Source organism: Aureitalea marina, from assembly GCF_002943755.1.
Lineage (GTDB): Bacteria > Bacteroidota > Bacteroidia > Flavobacteriales > Flavobacteriaceae > Aureitalea > Aureitalea marina.
The window spans coordinates 2,720,764-2,737,707 of the sequence record NZ_MQUB01000001.1 but is presented as its reverse complement, the minus strand read 5'-3'; the positions used below and the strand labels follow the sequence as shown (position 1 = coordinate 2,737,707).

Genomic DNA, 16,944 nt, shown 5'->3' with positions numbered 1-16,944 from the left:
TATGTTACAAATCAACGACCTGCACGCTGGTGTAGAGGACAAAGAGATTCTAAAAGGTATTCAGCTGGATGTTGCCCCTGGTGAGGTACATGCCATCATGGGACCTAACGGTTCTGGTAAAAGTACCTTGGCATCGGTTGTGGCCGGAAAGGAAGAATTCGAGATCGGCAAGGGAGAGATCCTGCTGAATGGGGAAGATGTAACAGAATTGGATCCTGAGGAAAGAGCGCACAAAGGTGTCTTTATGTCCTTTCAATATCCGGTGGAGATACCGGGTGTTTCGGTGACCAATTTCATCAAAACAGCCATCAATGAGACCCGTAAAGCAAAAGGTCTGGAGGATATGCCAGCTGGTGAAATGCTAAAATTGATTCGCGAAAAGGCAGATCTACTAGAGATCGACCGCAAGTTTTTGTCCCGTTCGTTGAACGAAGGATTCTCGGGTGGTGAAAAGAAACGTAACGAGATCTTCCAAATGGCCATGATGGAGCCCAAATTAGCAATCTTGGACGAGACGGACTCTGGACTGGATATCGATGCGCTGAAGATAGTCGCGAATGGAGTGAACAAGCTGAGAAGTGACGATAATGCGGTAATAGTGATCACTCACTATCAAAGATTGTTGGATTATATCGTTCCGGACTTCGTTCATGTCCTGATGGACGGGAAGATCGTCAAGAGCGGACCTAAAGAGCTGGCTTACGAGCTAGAAGAAAAAGGATACGACTGGATCAAGGAAGAGGTAAACGCCTGATTCTTAGCAAACGAAAGCATGAAACTGAAAGATAAATTACTGTCCTCCTATTTGGCATTCGAAGATCATTTGGATGCCGATTCGCCCATACACGATGTGCGGTCGGAGGCCATGCGGCAATTTGAGACCGAAGGTTTCCCAACCCGGAAACAAGAGGCCTGGAAATACACATCCCTGAACAGTGTTCTGAAACCAGACTACAGCATCTTCCCTAAATTGGAAAGTGCCCTGGAGTTTAAAGACGTCAAGAAGTACTTCCTCTACGATGTGGACACGTACAAGATCGTCTTTGTGGATGGAGTGTACAACTCCTTCCTGTCTGAAACCACTCACGACGGTATGGATGTATGCCTGCTGACCGCTGCCTTGAGCAAGGATAGATATAAAGCGGTCATCGAGACCTACTTTAACAAGGTGGCCCCGAAAGACAGCATGACATCCCTGAACACCGCATTTGCGCGAGAGGGTGCGTATATCTTCATCCCTAAGCACAGGGAAGTAGAAAAACCGATAGAGATCATCAACTTCTCCACAGGAAATGAAGCAGCCCTGATGATTCAGCCGCGAAACCTGATCGTTGTTGGACAGAACGCACATGTACAGATCATCGAAAGACACCAGAGCTTGTCAGACAATCCGGTATTGACCAATTCGGTCACCGAGATCTTTGCCGAGCAACAGGCTTATGTTGATTATTACAAGATCCAGAATGACCGGGAGTCTTCAACTTTGATAGACAGTACCTACATTTCTCAAGAAAGAGGCAGTCATTGCCGGGTCCATACCTTCTCTTTAGGAGGTAAGCTGACCAGGAACAACCTGAACTTCTATCAGAAAGGGCCAGGCTGTGATTCTACCTTAAATGGGGTAACCATTTTGGAGAACAAGCAGCATGTTGATCACAATACCCTGGTCCACCACTATGCACCAAACTGTGAGAGTCATCAGGATTACAAAGGTCTGTACGACGATTCCTCAGTGGGCGTTTTCAACGGCAAGGTCTATGTAGAAAAAGATGCTCAGAAGCTAGATGCCTTCCAGCAAAACAACAACATCCTGATCAGTGATAAGGCGACCATTAACGCCAAACCCCAATTGGAAATCTTTGCGGACGATGTAAAATGTTCTCATGGATGTACTATTGGACAGTTTGACGAAGAGGCGCTCTTCTATCTACAAAGCCGAGGTATCGGTAAGAAAGAAGCGCGTGCCCTTTTGATGTACGCCTTTGCAAATAATGTGCTAGAAAGTGTAAAAATCCCGGAGCTAAAAAGCCGGATCAACAAACTTATTGCCAACAAGATCGGGGTGAATCTCGGATTTGACCTGTAGATCCTCGATCAGGCGGATTCATTATGGCATTTAATGTTAGTCGCGTACGCGAGCAATTTCCTATTCTAAAAAGAGAGGTCAACGGCCAGCCCTTGGTCTACCTAGACAATGCGGCCACTTCTCAAAAGCCTCAGGCAGTGATCGATTCATTAGTGGATTACTACAGCCGCTACAACGCCAATATCCACCGTGGAGTACATACCCTCTCACAAGAGGCGACAGACGCATATGAGGCAGCCCGGGAAAAGATAAGAGCCCATTTCAATATAGAACACAGCAGGGAAGTCATTTTCACTTCAGGCACTACCCATGGGATTAACCTGGTCGCTAATGGATTCTCATCTCTACTTCAACCGGGAGATGAAGTGCTGGTATCTGCCATGGAACATCATAGCAACATTGTGCCCTGGCAAATGTTGTGTGAACGCACCGGGGCAATCCTGCGTGTCATTCCTATGAACCGAGAGGGAAGTCTTATCATGAAGGACTATGAAGAACTTCTGAATGAGAAGACCCGTTTGGTTTTTGTAAACCATATTTCCAACGCTCTAGGTACCATCAACCCGATCGAAGAAATAATTCTAAAAGCCCATCAGCACGGTGCAGCAGTGTTGGTAGATGGGGCCCAGGCCTGTTCGCATGTGGTAGCGGATCTTCAAGAACTGGGCGTAGATTTCTACGTAACCTCTGCCCATAAGATGTGCGGTCCAACCGGAGTTGGAATGTTGTATGGGAAGGAAAGCTGGCTGGAAAAATTACCTCCTTATCAGGGAGGGGGAGAGATGATAGCAGAGGTGACATTCGAGAAGACAACCTATGCTGACCTACCCCATAAATTTGAAGCAGGAACACCCAACATTGCAGGTGGTATTGGCTTTGGAGCTGCTATCGATTACTTAAACGAAATTGGCTTCGATGCCATCAGGGAACAAGAGGAGAGCCTTCGGGACTATGCAACAGAGCAACTGCTTGCAATAGATGGAATGGTAATTTACGGAGAAGGCACGGCAAAGACTTCAGTGATCTCTTTCAATATCGATGGTATACATCCATACGATATCGGAACCCTATTGGACAAGATGGGTATAGCCGTGCGCACCGGACATCATTGTGCCCAGCCCATTATGGACTTTTACCAGATACCGGGTACGGTCAGAGCCTCTTTTGCGTTTTACAATACCCTGGAAGAGGTGGATCGGCTGGTTGCAGCCGTTAAAAAAGCTAAAATGATGCTATCTTAAGCAATCCTATGAAAACAATCCTATCCTTAAGCTGTTTATTCTTAATACTTGCCTCTTGCGGAGGTAAAAACAAAAACACCATGGATGCCAACAAACCATTGGCCGGTGAGTTCATTGTCCAGTCCGTTCAAGGAAAATTAATACCGGAAAATATTGAGGTGAATTTTGCCCTGGATACGGTAGAGTCCAAAGTAAGTGGAAAATCTGCTTGCAACAATTTCTTTGGGGCATACCTGAGCGAAGGGGAAGAATTGAGCTTTGCCAAATTGGCCAGCACCATGATGGCATGCCCGGAAGAACAAATGGAATTGGAACAACAGTTTCTCTCGACCATGGAATTGGTAGGGTCCTACCGTTGGTCCGATGACAAACTCGAATTGCTGGATGCAGAGGATCAATCGGTATTGATCGTTGCTGCTTCCAACGCGAATCAATAGAAATGAAAATTGCTGAGATACAAGAGGAGATAGTCGATGAGTTCGCCATGTTCGATGACTGGATGGCCCGGTATGAACACATGATCGAACTGGGTAAAACACTCCCAATGATCGATCCTGAGCGCAAATCGGACGACAAGCTGATCAAAGGCTGCCAAAGCCGGGTTTGGCTGGATGCCAATATGGATAACGGAAATGTTGTATTTACGGCAGACAGTGATGCCGTGATCACCAAAGGGATAATTGCTATACTGATACGCAGCTTATCCGGACAGCCACCACAGGAGGTTGCGGAGGCAGATATGGAATTCATTGACCAGATCGGGCTCAAAGAACATTTATCCCCTACCAGAGCCAACGGATTGGTTTCTATGATCAAACAAATGAAGTTATATGGGCTGGCCTTTGCCACCCAACAAAAGACGAGTTAAATGAGTGAAATAACCATGGATACTACGGAATTGGGCGAGAAGATCGTGAAGGTCCTGAAAACCGTTTACGACCCAGAGATTCCCGTGGATATATACGAACTCGGATTGATCTACGACGTTCTTGTGAACGAGGATTACGAGGTGAAGATACTGATGACCCTGACCACACCAAACTGTCCGGTCGCGGAAACCTTACCCGTGGAAGTAGAAGATAAGGTCAAGTCCATCAAGCTGGTCAAGGACGCCGAGGTGGAGATCACCTTCGATCCTCCCTGGACCCAGGATCTGATGAGCGAAGAGGCCAAATTAGAATTAGGAATGCTGTAATCTGAGCACCATGAATGTAGGTATTGATGCCATTTCGTATTACGTCCCCCGTCTCTATCTAGAGATGAGCGATCTGGCCGAACGGCGAGGGATCCCTTATGAGAAATTAAAGTTCGGCTTGGGGCTGGAACAGATGGCTGTACCCGATGCCAACGAAGATGCCGCTAGTTTTGCAGCCAATGCTTTGATCAGATTGTTCAACGATCAGCAGTTGGATCCGGCAAAAATTGGACGGATCTATCTAGGTACCGAAAGTGCCGTTGACGGATCTAAACCAACGGCAACTTATGCCATGGGATCGCTGGAAGATCACTTAAGTGCACAGTTTGGACCGCGCAGCTTAAAGCACTGCGATGTTGTGGATATGACCTTTGCGTGCATCGGAGCCGTAGACGCCATGCAGAATTGCCTGGATTGGGTGCGTGCCGGTCAAGACAGGCAAGCCATCGTAATTGCCTCCGATGTGTCTAAATACGAACTCAACTCCACCGGAGAATACACTCAGGGAGCGGGAGCCGTCGCTGTGCTTTTAAGGAGTAATCCCAGAATACTGAGTATCGACGATAGTTGGGGAGTAGCTACCCAAAGCGTGGGTGACTTCTTTAAACCCAGACGTTATTTTGATCGCAATGAGCTTTTAGAGGATATGGCCGCAAAGCTGAATGGTGCCATGGATGCGGAGTCGATAGAAAACTTATTGGGAGATACCAATTCTGAATTTTGGTCAGAAAAGGCCCAGATCTTCGAACTTTTCAAGGAAGAGCCCGTCTTTGACGGTCAATATTCCAATCAATGCTATAGCGACCGCATAACCGAAGCCTTTGCTCATTTTAACCAACAACAACCTACCGATTTTCTGAAAGATTGGGACCATCTCGTCTTTCACCTGCCCTATGCCTATCACGGAAGAAGGATAGTGTTTGACAATTGGCTGTCCTGGATCTCCAGCAAACCATCCTATCAGGATCTGTTGGTAGAGATCGGCGAACAGGGTGAGGATAAAAAAGCTTGGTTAAAAGCGGCATCCAAATCTACCTTGTATAAGACATTTGTCAAGGAAAAGATCGCCATGGGGGAAGTTGCTTCTTCCGCTATTGGGAACATGTATACCGCTTCCATCTTCATGTCCTTACTCAGTCTTTTTCAACAAGCAAGCCTTGGAGATCACGATTTAAGCGAAAAGACAATCGGACTGATTGCCTACGGCAGTGGAAGTAAGTCCAAAGTATTCCAGGGACGGGTAATGGAAGGTTGGAAAACAGCAACGGAGATTCTCTCTTTATTCCAAGACCTGAGCACCCGAACACGCATTGATGTGGATACCTACGAAAAACTACATCTGAGGCAACTAACAGAGGCCGTTGGCCCAGCCGATCAAGTCACCTTAGACAAAATTGAGACCGAAGTAGAGACCAGAAAAGGACTTCGTACCTATAGCCAGTTTCAATAATGAGTGAAGAGATAGTCAATCGGGTTGCCAATAGTGCATTGATCACCGTCGATCTGGAGGAATTCTATCCTGAGGGCCCTCGGATGACTGTCGATCTTTCCCAATGGCTGGACCAGGGCTTTATTTTGAAGGAAAAGGAATTCCGACAGGCACTGGATCATTTCGACTGGAGTCCATATCAAGGTGCTTATGTCAACCTGATCTGTAGCACGGACGCCATACTCCCGGGCTGGGCCTTTATGCTGGTTGGTCTCAAGCTTAGCGGAATTGCTGAAGCGGTTGCCCAGGGCAGTGGCCAGGAACTTGAGCGTTCACTTTATCAATCAATCATTTCTACAATCGATCCGGATCCTTATAGGGACAAACCCGTCATCATTAAAGGCTGTTCCCACAAACCTGTCCCGGAAGAGGCCTATCTGATGCTGGCCAACCATCTTCAGCCGGTCGCCCGAAGCATCATGTACGGTGAGGCCTGTTCCTCCGTTCCGCTGTACAAGAGAAAAAAATCCTAGCTTGCTTCAAACAGAAGCTAGTATTAGAACCTAATTCAATTGAAGCTTTGTAAATCAATGCTTTATTGTATTTTTAATAATTATTATTAACCTCTAACTATGAAAAAATCATTACACCTATCATTACTTTTAGTATTTGTAACTAGTTTAAGTTTTAGCCAGGATGTGGCGGATCAGATTAACGATACCATACCTGATGGCTGGAGATTCAGTGGGTCTGCCTCCTTGCTATTGAGCCAGGCCGCTTTCAACAAAGAGTGGCAAGCCGGTGGAACCAGCAATATTGCAGTCGAACTATCCGGTGTCCAACAGATTGATTACAAGAACGGGCCATGGGTTTGGGACAACACAATCTGGGCAGATTATGGTAAAACCCGTTTTAAGGATTCTGAATTTGACCAGAAGACCAACGACCGCTTGGAATTTACCTCCACCGTGGGTCGCCGGATCAAGCAGACCAACTGGTATGCTTCGTTCTTCCTGAACTTCCGAACCCAATTTGACAAAGGGTTTGAAGATACTGACACAGAGTTTTTAGTTCCTAACCCCGAAAACCCGGACCAATTGATTCCTGTAGAGGTTACCACCCGAGAATTGGAAACCAAGTTCATGTCTCCGGGTTACTTACAGTTTGGTCCCGGTATGTTGTGGAAGAAAAGCGAAAACCTTAAGGTTAATATCGCCCCCGCATCAGCCCGATTTGTGTTCGCTGCGAGCCAGTTTACTGACCCAAATAACCCAGGCAACCAATTGGATGGCGATATGCGATACTTTGGTATTGATGCCGGGGATACCAGCCGATTTGAGTTTGGTGCCTCTATTCAAGCTACCGCCAATTTCCAACTTATTGAGAATGTCCTAATGCGGAATCAACTTAACTTATATTCTAACTACTTAGAGGATCCGCAGAATGTTGACATAGACTACACCATGAACCTGATTATGTCAGTGAACAGCTGGCTCTCGGCCAACTTTATCTTCCAGGCCATTTACGACGATAACGCAGCACGTGGCTTCCAGATCAGGGAGGTACTTAGCGTAGGTCTGACCTTCGGATACTAAGACTCGTATTCCAGGGATTCTGGATATAAGAAATTATTATAGGGAAATCTAGTCACATGGATTTCCCTTACTTTTTTGTAGACCGTCTTGCGGAACTCTTCCAGGTTCTCCTTGTTAAGAGCCGAGATAAAGATGGCATCCTGCTCCATGGTATTCATCCAGGTCTGCTTCCAGTCCTCTAGGGTGTAATGGGCCTTGGTCGGAACAGTGACGAGGTCGTCCTCATCGATAACCTCCGGCTTGTAGGCATCGATCTTATTAAAGACCATCAGGACGGGCTTGTCTGCAGAATCGATCTCGTCAAGTATGCTGTTCACAGAGCGAATATGATCCTCAAATGAGGCATGTGAAATATCCACAACATGCAGTAAAAGATCCGCTTCCCGGACTTCATCCAGGGTGCTTTTAAAAGACTCCACCAACTGGGTTGGCAACTTTCGGATAAACCCAACAGTATCACTCAGCAGGAAAGGCAGGTTCCCAATAACCACCTTTCGGACCGTGGTATCCAGGGTGGCAAATAGCTTGTTCTCGGCAAAGACATCAGACTTGGAGATCACATTCATCAGGGTCGATTTGCCCACGTTAGTATAACCGATCAGGGCCACTCTCACCAAGGAGCCTCTATTGCCTCTTTGGACAGCCATCTGCTTGTCGATCTTGGCCAGTTTGGCCTTTAGCAGGGATATCCGGTCCCGGACAATACGGCGGTCCGTTTCGATCTCCGTCTCCCCGGGTCCTCTCATCCCAATACCTCCACGCTGTCGCTCCAGGTGAGTCCACATACCTGCCAAACGAGGCAAAAGGTATTCGTATTGAGCTAATTCTACCTGGGTCCTGGCATAACTGGTTTGCGCTCTTTGGGCAAAAATATCCAGGATCAGGTTGGTCCGGTCTATGATCTTACACTTTAGGATGCGCTCTATATTCTTTTGTTGGGCCGGGCTTAATTCGTCATCAAATACTGCAGTACCGATCTCATTCTCCTCTACAAAAACACGTACCTCCTCCATCTTCCCGCTACCGATAAAGGTTTTGGAATTGGGCATCTCCATGCGTTGGACAAACCGTTTGAGTACTTGGGCTCCGGCGGTAAATGCCAGGAATTCCAGCTCGTCCAGGTATTCCTGAGATTTCTCCTGGTCCTGGTCCCGCGTGATCAGTCCGATCAGGATGGCTTTTTCGTATTCGTGTGTCTTTTTTTCCAGCATAACAATAGTGCCCGCCAAAGGTACAAAACCCAAATGACCCTGTTTTCGTAATTTAAGCCTGAATATCAAGACCTATGAGCCAATTCTGTATCGCCTTTTACAATCTGGAGAACCTATTCGACACAGTAAATGACCCGAAAACCCTAGATGATGATTTCACAGAGAATTCGGACCGGAGGTGGGATGAAAAACGCCTCCAAAAGAAACTGAAGAAACTGGGTAGGGTCATCTCCAGCATAGGCTATCGGGATATTGGCCACAGCCCTGTCATACTGGGGATAGCCGAAGTGGAAAACGAAGAGGTGGTCCGAAGGTTGATACAAAGTAAGTTCCTCAGAAAAAAGGGGTATGACCTGGTCCACTTTGATTCGCCTGACGAACGAGGGATCGACACGGCACTTATCTATCGGAAACGCTTCTTTCGCGTAGAACAGCAACAGGTCCACACCCTTCACCTAGTCAATGAACGCGGACAGCGGGACTTTACCCGTGATATCCTTCATGTACAGGGGGTACTTAACGGGCACCGGGTACATGTCCTGGTAAATCATTGGCCGTCCCGCAGGGCCGGAGTGGAACTGACAGAACCGCGACGTGTTGATGCTGCTAATCGTAACTTGGAGGTCATCCAAGCCATCCGGGAACAGGACGCCAACGCCCGAGTCATTGTTATGGGAGATTTAAACGATGACCCCCATAGCCTCTCGGTCAAGACTTTGACCGACGATGGTCTGTACAACCCCATGGAAGATCTCCATAGGCGGGGATTAGGCAGTTTGAATTACCAGGACAACTGGAACCTATTTGACCAGATCCTGATGAGCCCTAATTTGCAACACCCACACCCCAATCCGTTCCGCTTCAGGGAGGCACATATCCATAGCCCACAGGACATCAGGGAATTTAGGGGGCGTTTTAAAGGGAACCCTTTCAGAACGTTCGCAGGAAGACGGTACCTGGGCGGCTTCAGTGACCATTTCCCGGTCTATACCCTCTTCGACCTGAGAGAGGAACGATAGCTTTTATCGGTATTGACTTTCGGCCGTCCTATTTTGACCAAATTTGATTAGCTTGCCTTCCGCTGTTTTGTTCTGTATAAAGCACATATCCGTCCCCCTGAGGTGCCTGTATTTACTGGCGCTTGTTTCAGTATCTACTTTTGCACAGCAAGACCCGCATTATACCCAGTACCGGTATAACCTTTCTGTGGTGAATCCAGCCTATGCGGGGTCACAAGGTCTGCTCAACGCCAATCTGTTGTACCGCAACCAGTGGTCTGGCCTGGAGGGAGCACCTGAGACCTACACGTTCAGTGCCCACTCCCCTTTTGGCGAAGAGTCCGGCCTGGGATTATCTGCTATCAGGGACCGATTAGGGCCGGTACAAGAGACCAATGTCTACGCAGATTATTCCTATACGCTACAGTTTGGCCGGGACCAATACCTGGCTCTGGGTCTTAAAGCTGGAGCGACCTTCCATGACGTCGGTCTGACGGAACTGGATGTGGTAGACCCTCTTGATCCTTTCTTTAGCCAGGATATTAGCAAAGTATATCCGAATTTCGGAATTGGGGCTTATTACTATACCTCAGACTATTTTATCTCCCTGTCTGTACCCAATTTGCTGACCTCGGTCCACCTGGACGAGAACGGCCTGAAATACGGCAATGAGCGCAACCATATGTTTATCGCTGGAGGTTATCTGCTGGTGGTCTCTGATGATCTTTCCCTAAGGCCATCGGCCATGCTAAAAGGAACCTTTCGATCTCCCTGGACCTTCGACATCAATATGAATGTCTTAATTGTAAATACAGTTGAAGGTGGGGTGTCCTATCGATTGGGAGATTCTTTCTCTGGCCTTGTGGGTATTTGGGTTTCTGACATGATGCGAATCGGCTACGCCTATGATGCGGTGGTCTCTCCGTTGAGCAATGTGGGTGGCGCTTCCCACGAGATCATTCTCTCCTTCGATATTGTCTTTGGCGATGGCGGCCGGGTGATCCCGCCGAGGTTTTTATGATTCGAGTTGAACGGTAAATCTGATTTGTGCCTGAAGGGCTTGAAAGACTTTCAATATAGTTCCAACTGTGATATTCTTGGTGTTCCTTTCTAAACGGGAGATCTGGGCTTTTTGTACCCCAATTAATTCTCCAAGTTGCTGTTGGGTCAGGCCACGTTCTTTTCGAACTGCCTTGATCATATCACCCATGACCTTTACCTTCAGATCAAATTCATATTGGTCACGGGTAGGGCTACCTGGGAGACCAAGTTGCTTGTCCTTGTATTGATCGAGGGTCATCATCCTGTTCGAACTAACTCGTGCTTGCTCTTTAGTTTTCATTATTGATATAAGTTAATCTGATTTTTTGAGTCTTTCTAATTTCTCTTATCGGCACTCTATTCATTTTCTTTTTAAAACCGTGACTAACAATAACTAGTGTTCTTACATTATCCCTCTTGTCCCAAAAAGCGAATAAACGATAACTAATTCCTTTGTAAATTGTGCGAAACTCCCAGACATTCTCAGCCAGCTTTTTAAATAACTTAGGGTCAATTACAAATCTCGAATTGTCAAGATTAAATAAAATTTTTTCCCTGGTCTTTCCATCGAGACTGTCAAGAAAAATAATTGCCTCTTCAAGTAAGACTACTTCAAACCTCGCTTTCACGGTTTATTAGTTTCAAAATTAATAAAAGGTTTCTGTATATGTAAACTTTTTAAATGAATTTTATTCACTTGTCCCTCTCACTGTCCAATTATCCAAATGAAAACGAGTGGTTGCGCCAGGGTCTGAGCCCGAATAGGAAAAGGCAAAATGTATAGTCCCCACGAGATGGGTGAGGTCTTGGGATACAGTTTCTTCGAATTCTCCAAAGCCACTTTCCGACCCTTCAGGGATAGTTATCTCCAAGGGATACCAATTTGCCTCTTCAACTTCGCCGTTATAGTCATCGGAGTACCAAAGTCTCAGTTCTGCGCCATTGTTAAAACTGGTTTGGATATCCAAAGCAATACTTTCATCTACCGTTTGATCCATGTCGACTATGGGGCTGATCAACCACACTTCAATTTCATCTTCGTCAGAGTTATAACCTGAAATCTGGAGGTATTTGTTTCCGTCGAATTCACCCAATGACCAGCCTAATTCCTCATAGTAAAGATTGACACTTCTCCACCCAGAATCTTCTACTTCATCGAATCCATCAAATCCATTAAAATCTTCAAACACAAAGGCCGGGGGTGGATCACAGCGCTCCGCATTCACGAATTCAATATCGAGTGGGTCATTCACAACAAGATTGTACGCATCCCCGAAGAAGTTCTTAGTTAGGATTCCATGAATTTCACCTCTTCCTTCGGGCAATGAGATCGATTTGAAATCCGAATACACCGAAGTACTCAAAATAATTTGCTGATTGTCCAGACAACTTTCCAACAACCTTTCCCCGTCGAATTGATCAGTTGATTCTGACGCAAAAGTCATAGGAGGTTCTGAGAGCACCTCATTGCGATTAAATTGAAAATCTGCCAGGCTGACCCATCTGTTAACCGATTTCGCGGAAGCCGATTCTTCTTCCATTTCGGGCAAATCTGAAACGTTTAGGTTCAATGGAGTGATTTGAACTTCAAGTGTATCCCTCCAGATAAGATAGTCTTCCGACTTAGTATGAATTCCTTGCATTCCGGAATTATCAGCAATTCCCAGGGTATAAATTCCATTGGCAAGGTCTAGTGTAAGCCCGTAAAGACGTATAAAAATCCTCCTGCCAATTGGATACCTGGTGTACAACTGGGTCGAATTGATCAACACCCTTAGCCCCGATTCTGGATTGGAAGGTTGGTCTTGAATGATGAGCTCTTTGTAAAAATTTCCACTGCGATCGCTAGAAACGACAAACCCGCTTACAAACAAAGTAGAATCATTGTAAAGCACGGGTTCTGTTCTTTGAGAATAGTCTCCTATGAGAGCGGGGATAGAGACTATTCTTTCCGGAGAAGAAAAGTCGATATCTTCTCCTTGATAAGTAAGCCTATCGATCGGTTGACAGGCGTAAAATAGTTGTAGCCCAAACCATAATAAGACCAAATGTTTCATAATGTACTAACGTTTCAAATAAATATTTAAGAAGTAGGTAGTCCCCATACCCGGAAAGGATTTGATGCCGAATAAAGGGCCATAAAGCCTTCCCAAGTCCTTAGCAGCCTCCCGATAATTTGCATAGCGAGAAGATTCTCTCGCACCGGTTACATATCGATGATTCAACACATTATTCAATGAGACAAATACGCCCACTATCACCCCATCAATCAACCAGGATTTTCCTCCAACCAAATTGAAAATCACAAAGTCTGGCAGTTTCTTTTGGGCTAAAATCCGTTTAGCTATGTGGGGATCGTAATCAACAATCGGCAGACCATCATAATCCAAGTGGAAGTTAGAAGAGCGCGCCAGCGCACTCACCCCAGTAAAGGAACGAGCAAAGTAATTGGCCGAGCATCCTATCCAAAAGAAATCCTCACTTCGGTAATCAATACCAAACTGAATTGCAGTCTGCGGTCCCACAGGAAGATGATAACCAGACAAGCTTGACTTACCCGATCCTATTTGATAGCCCTGAAAGTCCTCACTGTGTAGAAATATTTCCGGATTATTGATATATATAAATTGACCCACAGAACCAGCTGTTCTCATACTAACTCCCGCCATGGCTTCCCATTCCACTCCCCATTCGAATCCAATATGCCGGCTCGAAATCCCACTTAGTTCTTCTTGTACGAAAGCGGCATTATCCTTACCGCGTCCCGCTATATCCTCTGTAAAATAGTACTGTGTCCTATTATAATCTGACCTAAGAAGACCATAGGCCGATACATCAATTTTTAATCCTGGATATCGCAAATGATAGCCCAGGTTCAATCCAAGGTACTTCTCGTTTTGAAGATTGGTGAGCAGAAAATTATTTTGCCTGGGGTTTATAAATATTGACCTTGCGGGTGGAGTCTCCAGAATTCCGACAAAGTCAAGATCAATTACATGACGTCCTTCCAAACGATATTGCCCCATTAACTTCAACCCGAAATTACTCAGCGATATCGGGTCTGACTTCCCCAGCGAATTGCCCCCTGGGAACAAGCCGTTTTCGTACAACCCTTCTCGTTGAAATCGAGCTACCCCTCCATTTACGCCAAGTTCAACCTGCCAAGCTCGCTTGCGAAAGCTCATCCAGAAATCCAGTGTGGCGCTATTTGTATTCAAGACATAATTGTACTTGTATTTATCTCCTTTCCGGACAATCCTATTCGGGTTTCTAAGATCGGACTGGGCAACTTCAGACGCCAGCCGCTCTTCTTGAGCATCGGCAAACTGATCGATATCCAAAAATCCGTGTCCCAACAATTCATCAACTACATATGCAAAAAATTCGTCTCTGGATCGCAGAATAGAAAGAGAAGCTCTCCAGTTATAATGATTTAAATGAGCTGAGTTAAATTGTGAACTGAGCCAGATTCTATCGGTCTGTTGACGGTCTTGACTCTGAATATAGACAGCATTGTTTCCGACCAGCGCGTTTGAGCTGTTGACACTGAATATGTCCTCCCAATCCAGCTGCCCGTTAGACTCAAAATCACTTTGCGATAAAAGGGCATTCTGATAATCAATTGGGCTCGGTTCCGCCTCTCTCAATTGATAGCTCGGTAAATTCTGATAGTAGTCTGGTCGAGGATTTCGCCCACCCCCAATAAAATATGTTTGACCATCCGTTGTGACCCGAGCTTGAGTTCCTCCGTAGTCAATGCGCGTTGTACCGATATACCCATGGGCATATCCCAAAGTGATTGCCCAGTCCGACCCATTCCCAAATCCATGTCTATACGACAATTGACCTAAAGGCATGCGAACAGACCGTTCACGACTATTCCTTTGTCTATCTCCCATCCAACCCCAGTTCGGATTGTAATCCTTGCTCTTTAGCTGTGATACCTCATTGGTCAGGGAAGAATTCAACCCCCTGATGGTAGGAGTATAAGCCGCCCAGCCAACCAAGGATGATCTATCGGTCAATTGTTTGCTAGCCATTAACATCACGCCATACGCCTGATAAGCGGATCCTTCGAAATAACCTTGCCCTGAGCGCAACGACCCAACAAGCCCGATAGACCAATTATTCCTGAGTAAACCTGAAAAATAGGAACCGATGATGCGACTTCCGTAGTTCCTGTTGGACAAGGATGCGGTTACACTAGTACGTTTTGGATAAAGCATCGGATCTAATTGAAAAGATGTAACTCCAGCCAAACTCCCGTTGTGATAAGGACTCATCCTGGAGTGCGGGAATAATTCTTGCCTTCGGAACCCATCGTTCAATCCGCCCCAGAGAGACCAGTTTGCCAAGCCCGTCACCGGATCATTCATCACTTGTCCGTTGATCAGCACCCGTCGGAATCGAGAACCCAAGCCTCTTTGCCTAAAGAAAGTGGCGCTAAAATCATAGGCCGCTGCCCTGGTAAAAACATCCTTGGAGGACGAAAGCAACTGTGGACTTGTATAGGATTCGAAACCAGCGCGATCTACATCATCTGCAACTAATTCAATGATCGAACTACTGTCCTCAACCGAGTTTATGTCTACCGAAATAATGATCGGATCTAAGCCAATACTGTCCTGGTCCTCCACAATCATATTCAACTTGAGCGAGCGATACCCTGTTAGAGAAAACTGCAATTGACGATGACCAGTCATTTTGGACTGCGGCGGGAATACAAACTCCCCATTCGTGTTGGTTTGGACTTTTAACTCCAAGTCGAGAAATTGAACCTCTACACCTTGTAAAGGAAGCATACTGTGTTCCTCATATACCCTCCCGTGAATAATGACAGACTGAGCCATAATGCTGCTGGTCATGCACAAAGCACAAATCAAACGAATCAAGATTGTCCACTTTGGGGGAGATCACCGGTAAAAGATGAGGCTAATGTATAAGAGAGATTTAAGTTCCAGAAGCCAAGTTGATCCATATACTTGAAAAGCATCTATCTATTCAAGAATTCAGCCCTTGGAGAATTTCTCAAGATTTAGATTTGACAAACCAATCTCCCTCATATGAAGTTTTATGTATTACAGAATTGTCGCTCTATTTTTCCTATGTTCTCCGCTTAACTTATGTCTTGGACAGAATAATCAGAATGAGAACATCAAAAAGTCATATCGCGTCCATACCATCGCATTCTACAACCTGGAAAACTTATTTGACACTATTGATAGCCCTTTGACCTATGATCATGAATGGACGCCAACAGGGAAATACCGATGGACTGATAAGAGCTACAACCAAAAACTCGAGCGGCTGAGCGAAACGATAGCTTTAATTGGAGCATCAACAACTGACCGCTCACCCGTTCTGATAGGAGTTTGTGAAGTAGAGAACCAGAAGGTTCTGGAAGACTTGATCAACACTGAACACCTAGGTCAATACAATTTGAGAATAATCCACCATGACTCACCAGACCGAAGAGGGATTGATGTGGGTCTGATCTACAATCCCCTCTACTTCATCCCAACAAATACCCATTCATACGAATTACCACTTTGGGACGAAAAGGACTTGAGCAAGCGATACTATACCCGTGACCAACTGGTGGTGAGCGGTCTACTTGAAGATCAAATGATACATGTGATCGTCAACCACTGGCCTTCCAGACGAGGTGGAAAGATGAAAAGTTACAAACACCGAAGAGCTGCAGCGCGATTAACACGTTCAATTTCCGATTCCCTTTTCGAACGACAACCAGATGCTGCATTGATCGTGATGGGAGACTTGAACGATGATCCAGTTGACAAAAGTGTACTTAGTGACTTGGGCTCTACTGATAAGATTGATCAAGCAAATAGTCACAGTCTTTACAACCCCATGATTCGAATGTCTAAGCTGGGGCTAGGGACCCTTGCCTGGCGCGATGGATGGAACTTATTCGATCAGATCCTGGTCTCTAGAAAACTTATAACCGGAAAAGACAACTCCTTCAAACTGTATAGATCAGGGATTTTCAACCCAGAATTCCTCATCACTAAAACTGGTCCTTATAAGGGCTACCCAATGCGGGCCATGCAAAACGGTCGGTATGCTGGTGGATATAGCGACCATTTCCCTGTTTATATACAGTTGATCCGACCAGTTGAAGAGTAAA

The 16,944-nt window shown here is 45.9% G+C and carries 17 protein-coding genes; 12 read left to right on the top strand and 5 right to left on the bottom strand.

Annotated elements, in window-relative coordinates; genetic code table 11:
* The first annotated feature begins 1 nt into the window (after window position 1).
* From sufC to BST85_RS12515, 9 genes are all read left to right on the top strand, one after another.
* Window positions 2-754 carry a Fe-S cluster assembly ATPase SufC gene (gene sufC, locus BST85_RS12555; RefSeq protein WP_104813573.1) on the top strand — a complete coding sequence of 251 codons (753 nt, stop codon included), beginning with the start codon at window positions 2-4 and terminating at the stop codon, window positions 752-754.
* Between the two features lie 18 nt (window positions 755-772).
* Window positions 773-2,086, top strand: coding sequence for a Fe-S cluster assembly protein SufD (gene sufD / locus BST85_RS12550; RefSeq protein WP_104813572.1), 1,314 nt, complete (start codon window positions 773-775; stop codon window positions 2,084-2,086).
* Between the two features lie 23 nt (window positions 2,087-2,109).
* Window positions 2,110-3,327: an aminotransferase class V-fold PLP-dependent enzyme gene (locus tag BST85_RS12545; protein ID WP_104813571.1), complete on the top strand. Its 1,218-nt coding sequence runs from the start codon at window positions 2,110-2,112 to the stop codon at window positions 3,325-3,327.
* Window positions 3,328-3,407: 80 nt separating this feature from the next.
* Window positions 3,408-3,764, top strand: a complete 357-nt coding sequence (locus BST85_RS12540) for an META domain-containing protein (protein ID WP_181040020.1) — start codon at window positions 3,408-3,410, stop codon at window positions 3,762-3,764.
* A gap of 2 nt (window positions 3,765-3,766) precedes the next feature.
* Complete coding sequence (locus BST85_RS12535; protein WP_104813569.1) at window positions 3,767-4,195, top strand: SufE family protein; 429 nt, start codon at window positions 3,767-3,769, stop codon at window positions 4,193-4,195.
* Window positions 4,196-4,522, top strand: a complete 327-nt coding sequence (locus BST85_RS12530; protein ID WP_104813568.1) for an SUF system Fe-S cluster assembly protein — start codon at window positions 4,196-4,198, stop codon at window positions 4,520-4,522. It abuts the gene before it with no gap.
* 10 nt (window positions 4,523-4,532) lie between these two features.
* On the top strand, window positions 4,533-5,972 hold the full coding sequence (locus BST85_RS12525) for a hydroxymethylglutaryl-CoA synthase family protein (protein ID WP_104813567.1): 1,440 nt from the start codon (window positions 4,533-4,535) through the stop codon (window positions 5,970-5,972).
* Window positions 5,972-6,484 carry a DUF2480 family protein gene (locus tag BST85_RS12520; protein ID WP_104813566.1) on the top strand — a complete coding sequence of 171 codons (513 nt, stop codon included), beginning with the start codon at window positions 5,972-5,974 and terminating at the stop codon, window positions 6,482-6,484. The genes BST85_RS12525 and BST85_RS12520 overlap by 1 nt, the downstream gene beginning before the upstream one ends.
* A 99-nt stretch (window positions 6,485-6,583) precedes the next feature.
* The gene (locus BST85_RS12515; protein ID WP_104813565.1) at window positions 6,584-7,546 is read left to right on the top strand and encodes a DUF3078 domain-containing protein; all 963 of its coding nucleotides are present in this window, start codon (window positions 6,584-6,586) and stop codon (window positions 7,544-7,546) included.
* Here BST85_RS12515 and hflX read toward each other — a convergent pair.
* A complete protein-coding gene (gene hflX / locus BST85_RS12510; RefSeq protein WP_104813564.1) occupies window positions 7,543-8,757 on the bottom strand; it encodes a GTPase HflX in 1,215 nt (404 codons plus the stop codon). The two genes, BST85_RS12515 and hflX, sit on opposite strands and share 4 nt — an antisense overlap.
* Before the next feature lie 74 nt (window positions 8,758-8,831).
* Here hflX and BST85_RS12505 point away from each other — a divergent pair, with 74 nt between their 5' ends.
* Both BST85_RS12505 and BST85_RS12500 read left to right on the top strand, forming a co-directional pair.
* Window positions 8,832-9,776 (top strand): endonuclease/exonuclease/phosphatase family protein, encoded by a 945-nt coding sequence (locus BST85_RS12505; RefSeq protein WP_104813563.1) that lies wholly within the window; start codon window positions 8,832-8,834, stop codon window positions 9,774-9,776.
* A gap of 52 nt (window positions 9,777-9,828) precedes the next feature.
* Window positions 9,829-10,776, top strand: coding sequence for a PorP/SprF family type IX secretion system membrane protein (locus BST85_RS12500; RefSeq protein WP_245917695.1), 948 nt, complete (start codon window positions 9,829-9,831; stop codon window positions 10,774-10,776).
* Here BST85_RS12500 and BST85_RS12495 read toward each other — a convergent pair.
* The 4 genes from BST85_RS12495 to BST85_RS12480 are packed head-to-tail and all read right to left on the bottom strand — an operon-like array spanning window position 10,771 to window position 15,661.
* Window positions 10,771-11,097 (bottom strand): helix-turn-helix domain-containing protein, encoded by a 327-nt coding sequence (locus tag BST85_RS12495; RefSeq protein ID WP_245917694.1) that lies wholly within the window; start codon window positions 11,095-11,097, stop codon window positions 10,771-10,773. The two genes, BST85_RS12500 and BST85_RS12495, sit on opposite strands and share 6 nt — an antisense overlap.
* The gene (locus BST85_RS12490) at window positions 11,087-11,425 is read right to left on the bottom strand and encodes a type II toxin-antitoxin system RelE/ParE family toxin (RefSeq protein ID WP_104813562.1); all 339 of its coding nucleotides are present in this window, start codon (window positions 11,423-11,425) and stop codon (window positions 11,087-11,089) included. The genes BST85_RS12495 and BST85_RS12490 overlap by 11 nt, the downstream gene beginning before the upstream one ends.
* 60 nt (window positions 11,426-11,485) lie before the next feature.
* Entirely contained in the window at window positions 11,486-12,853 is a 1,368-nt protein-coding gene (locus BST85_RS12485) for a DUF5689 domain-containing protein (RefSeq protein WP_104813561.1), read from the bottom strand.
* Window positions 12,854-12,859: 6 nt separating this feature from the next.
* On the bottom strand, window positions 12,860-15,661 hold the full coding sequence (locus BST85_RS12480) for a peptidase associated/transthyretin-like domain-containing protein (RefSeq protein WP_104813560.1): 2,802 nt from the start codon (window positions 15,659-15,661) through the stop codon (window positions 12,860-12,862).
* A gap of 208 nt (window positions 15,662-15,869) precedes the next feature.
* On the opposite strand from BST85_RS12480, the gene BST85_RS12475 reads away from it, so the two are divergent.
* Window positions 15,870-16,943 carry an endonuclease/exonuclease/phosphatase family protein gene (locus BST85_RS12475; protein WP_219842123.1) on the top strand — a complete coding sequence of 358 codons (1,074 nt, stop codon included), beginning with the start codon at window positions 15,870-15,872 and terminating at the stop codon, window positions 16,941-16,943.
* Window position 16,944: the final 1 nt, after the last annotated feature.

Excerpts from the sequence above, each read along its gene's own strand:
- sufC (WP_104813573.1), top strand. The coding sequence starts at position 2 with ATGTTACAAATCAACGACCTGCACGCTGGTGTAGAGGACAAAGAGATT.
- sufD (WP_104813572.1), top strand. The coding sequence starts at position 773 with ATGAAACTGAAAGATAAATTACTGTCCTCCTATTTGGCATTCGAAGAT.
- BST85_RS12545 (WP_104813571.1), top strand. The coding sequence starts at position 2,110 with ATGGCATTTAATGTTAGTCGCGTACGCGAGCAATTTCCTATTCTAAAA.
- BST85_RS12540 (WP_181040020.1), top strand. The coding sequence starts at position 3,408 with ATGGATGCCAACAAACCATTGGCCGGTGAGTTCATTGTCCAGTCCGTT.
- BST85_RS12535 (WP_104813569.1), top strand. The coding sequence starts at position 3,767 with ATGAAAATTGCTGAGATACAAGAGGAGATAGTCGATGAGTTCGCCATG.
- BST85_RS12530 (WP_104813568.1), top strand. The coding sequence starts at position 4,196 with ATGAGTGAAATAACCATGGATACTACGGAATTGGGCGAGAAGATCGTG.
- BST85_RS12525 (WP_104813567.1), top strand. The coding sequence starts at position 4,533 with ATGAATGTAGGTATTGATGCCATTTCGTATTACGTCCCCCGTCTCTAT.
- BST85_RS12520 (WP_104813566.1), top strand. The coding sequence starts at position 5,972 with ATGAGTGAAGAGATAGTCAATCGGGTTGCCAATAGTGCATTGATCACC.
- BST85_RS12515 (WP_104813565.1), top strand. The coding sequence starts at position 6,584 with ATGAAAAAATCATTACACCTATCATTACTTTTAGTATTTGTAACTAGT.
- hflX (WP_104813564.1), bottom strand. The coding sequence starts at position 8,757 with ATGCTGGAAAAAAAGACACACGAATACGAAAAAGCCATCCTGATCGGA.
- BST85_RS12505 (WP_104813563.1), top strand. The coding sequence starts at position 8,832 with ATGAGCCAATTCTGTATCGCCTTTTACAATCTGGAGAACCTATTCGAC.
- BST85_RS12495 (WP_245917694.1), bottom strand. The coding sequence starts at position 11,097 with ATGAAAACTAAAGAGCAAGCACGAGTTAGTTCGAACAGGATGATGACC.
- BST85_RS12485 (WP_104813561.1), bottom strand. The coding sequence starts at position 12,853 with ATGAAACATTTGGTCTTATTATGGTTTGGGCTACAACTATTTTACGCC.
- BST85_RS12480 (WP_104813560.1), bottom strand. The coding sequence starts at position 15,661 with ATGACCAGCAGCATTATGGCTCAGTCTGTCATTATTCACGGGAGGGTA.
- BST85_RS12475 (WP_219842123.1), top strand. The coding sequence starts at position 15,870 with ATGTATTACAGAATTGTCGCTCTATTTTTCCTATGTTCTCCGCTTAAC.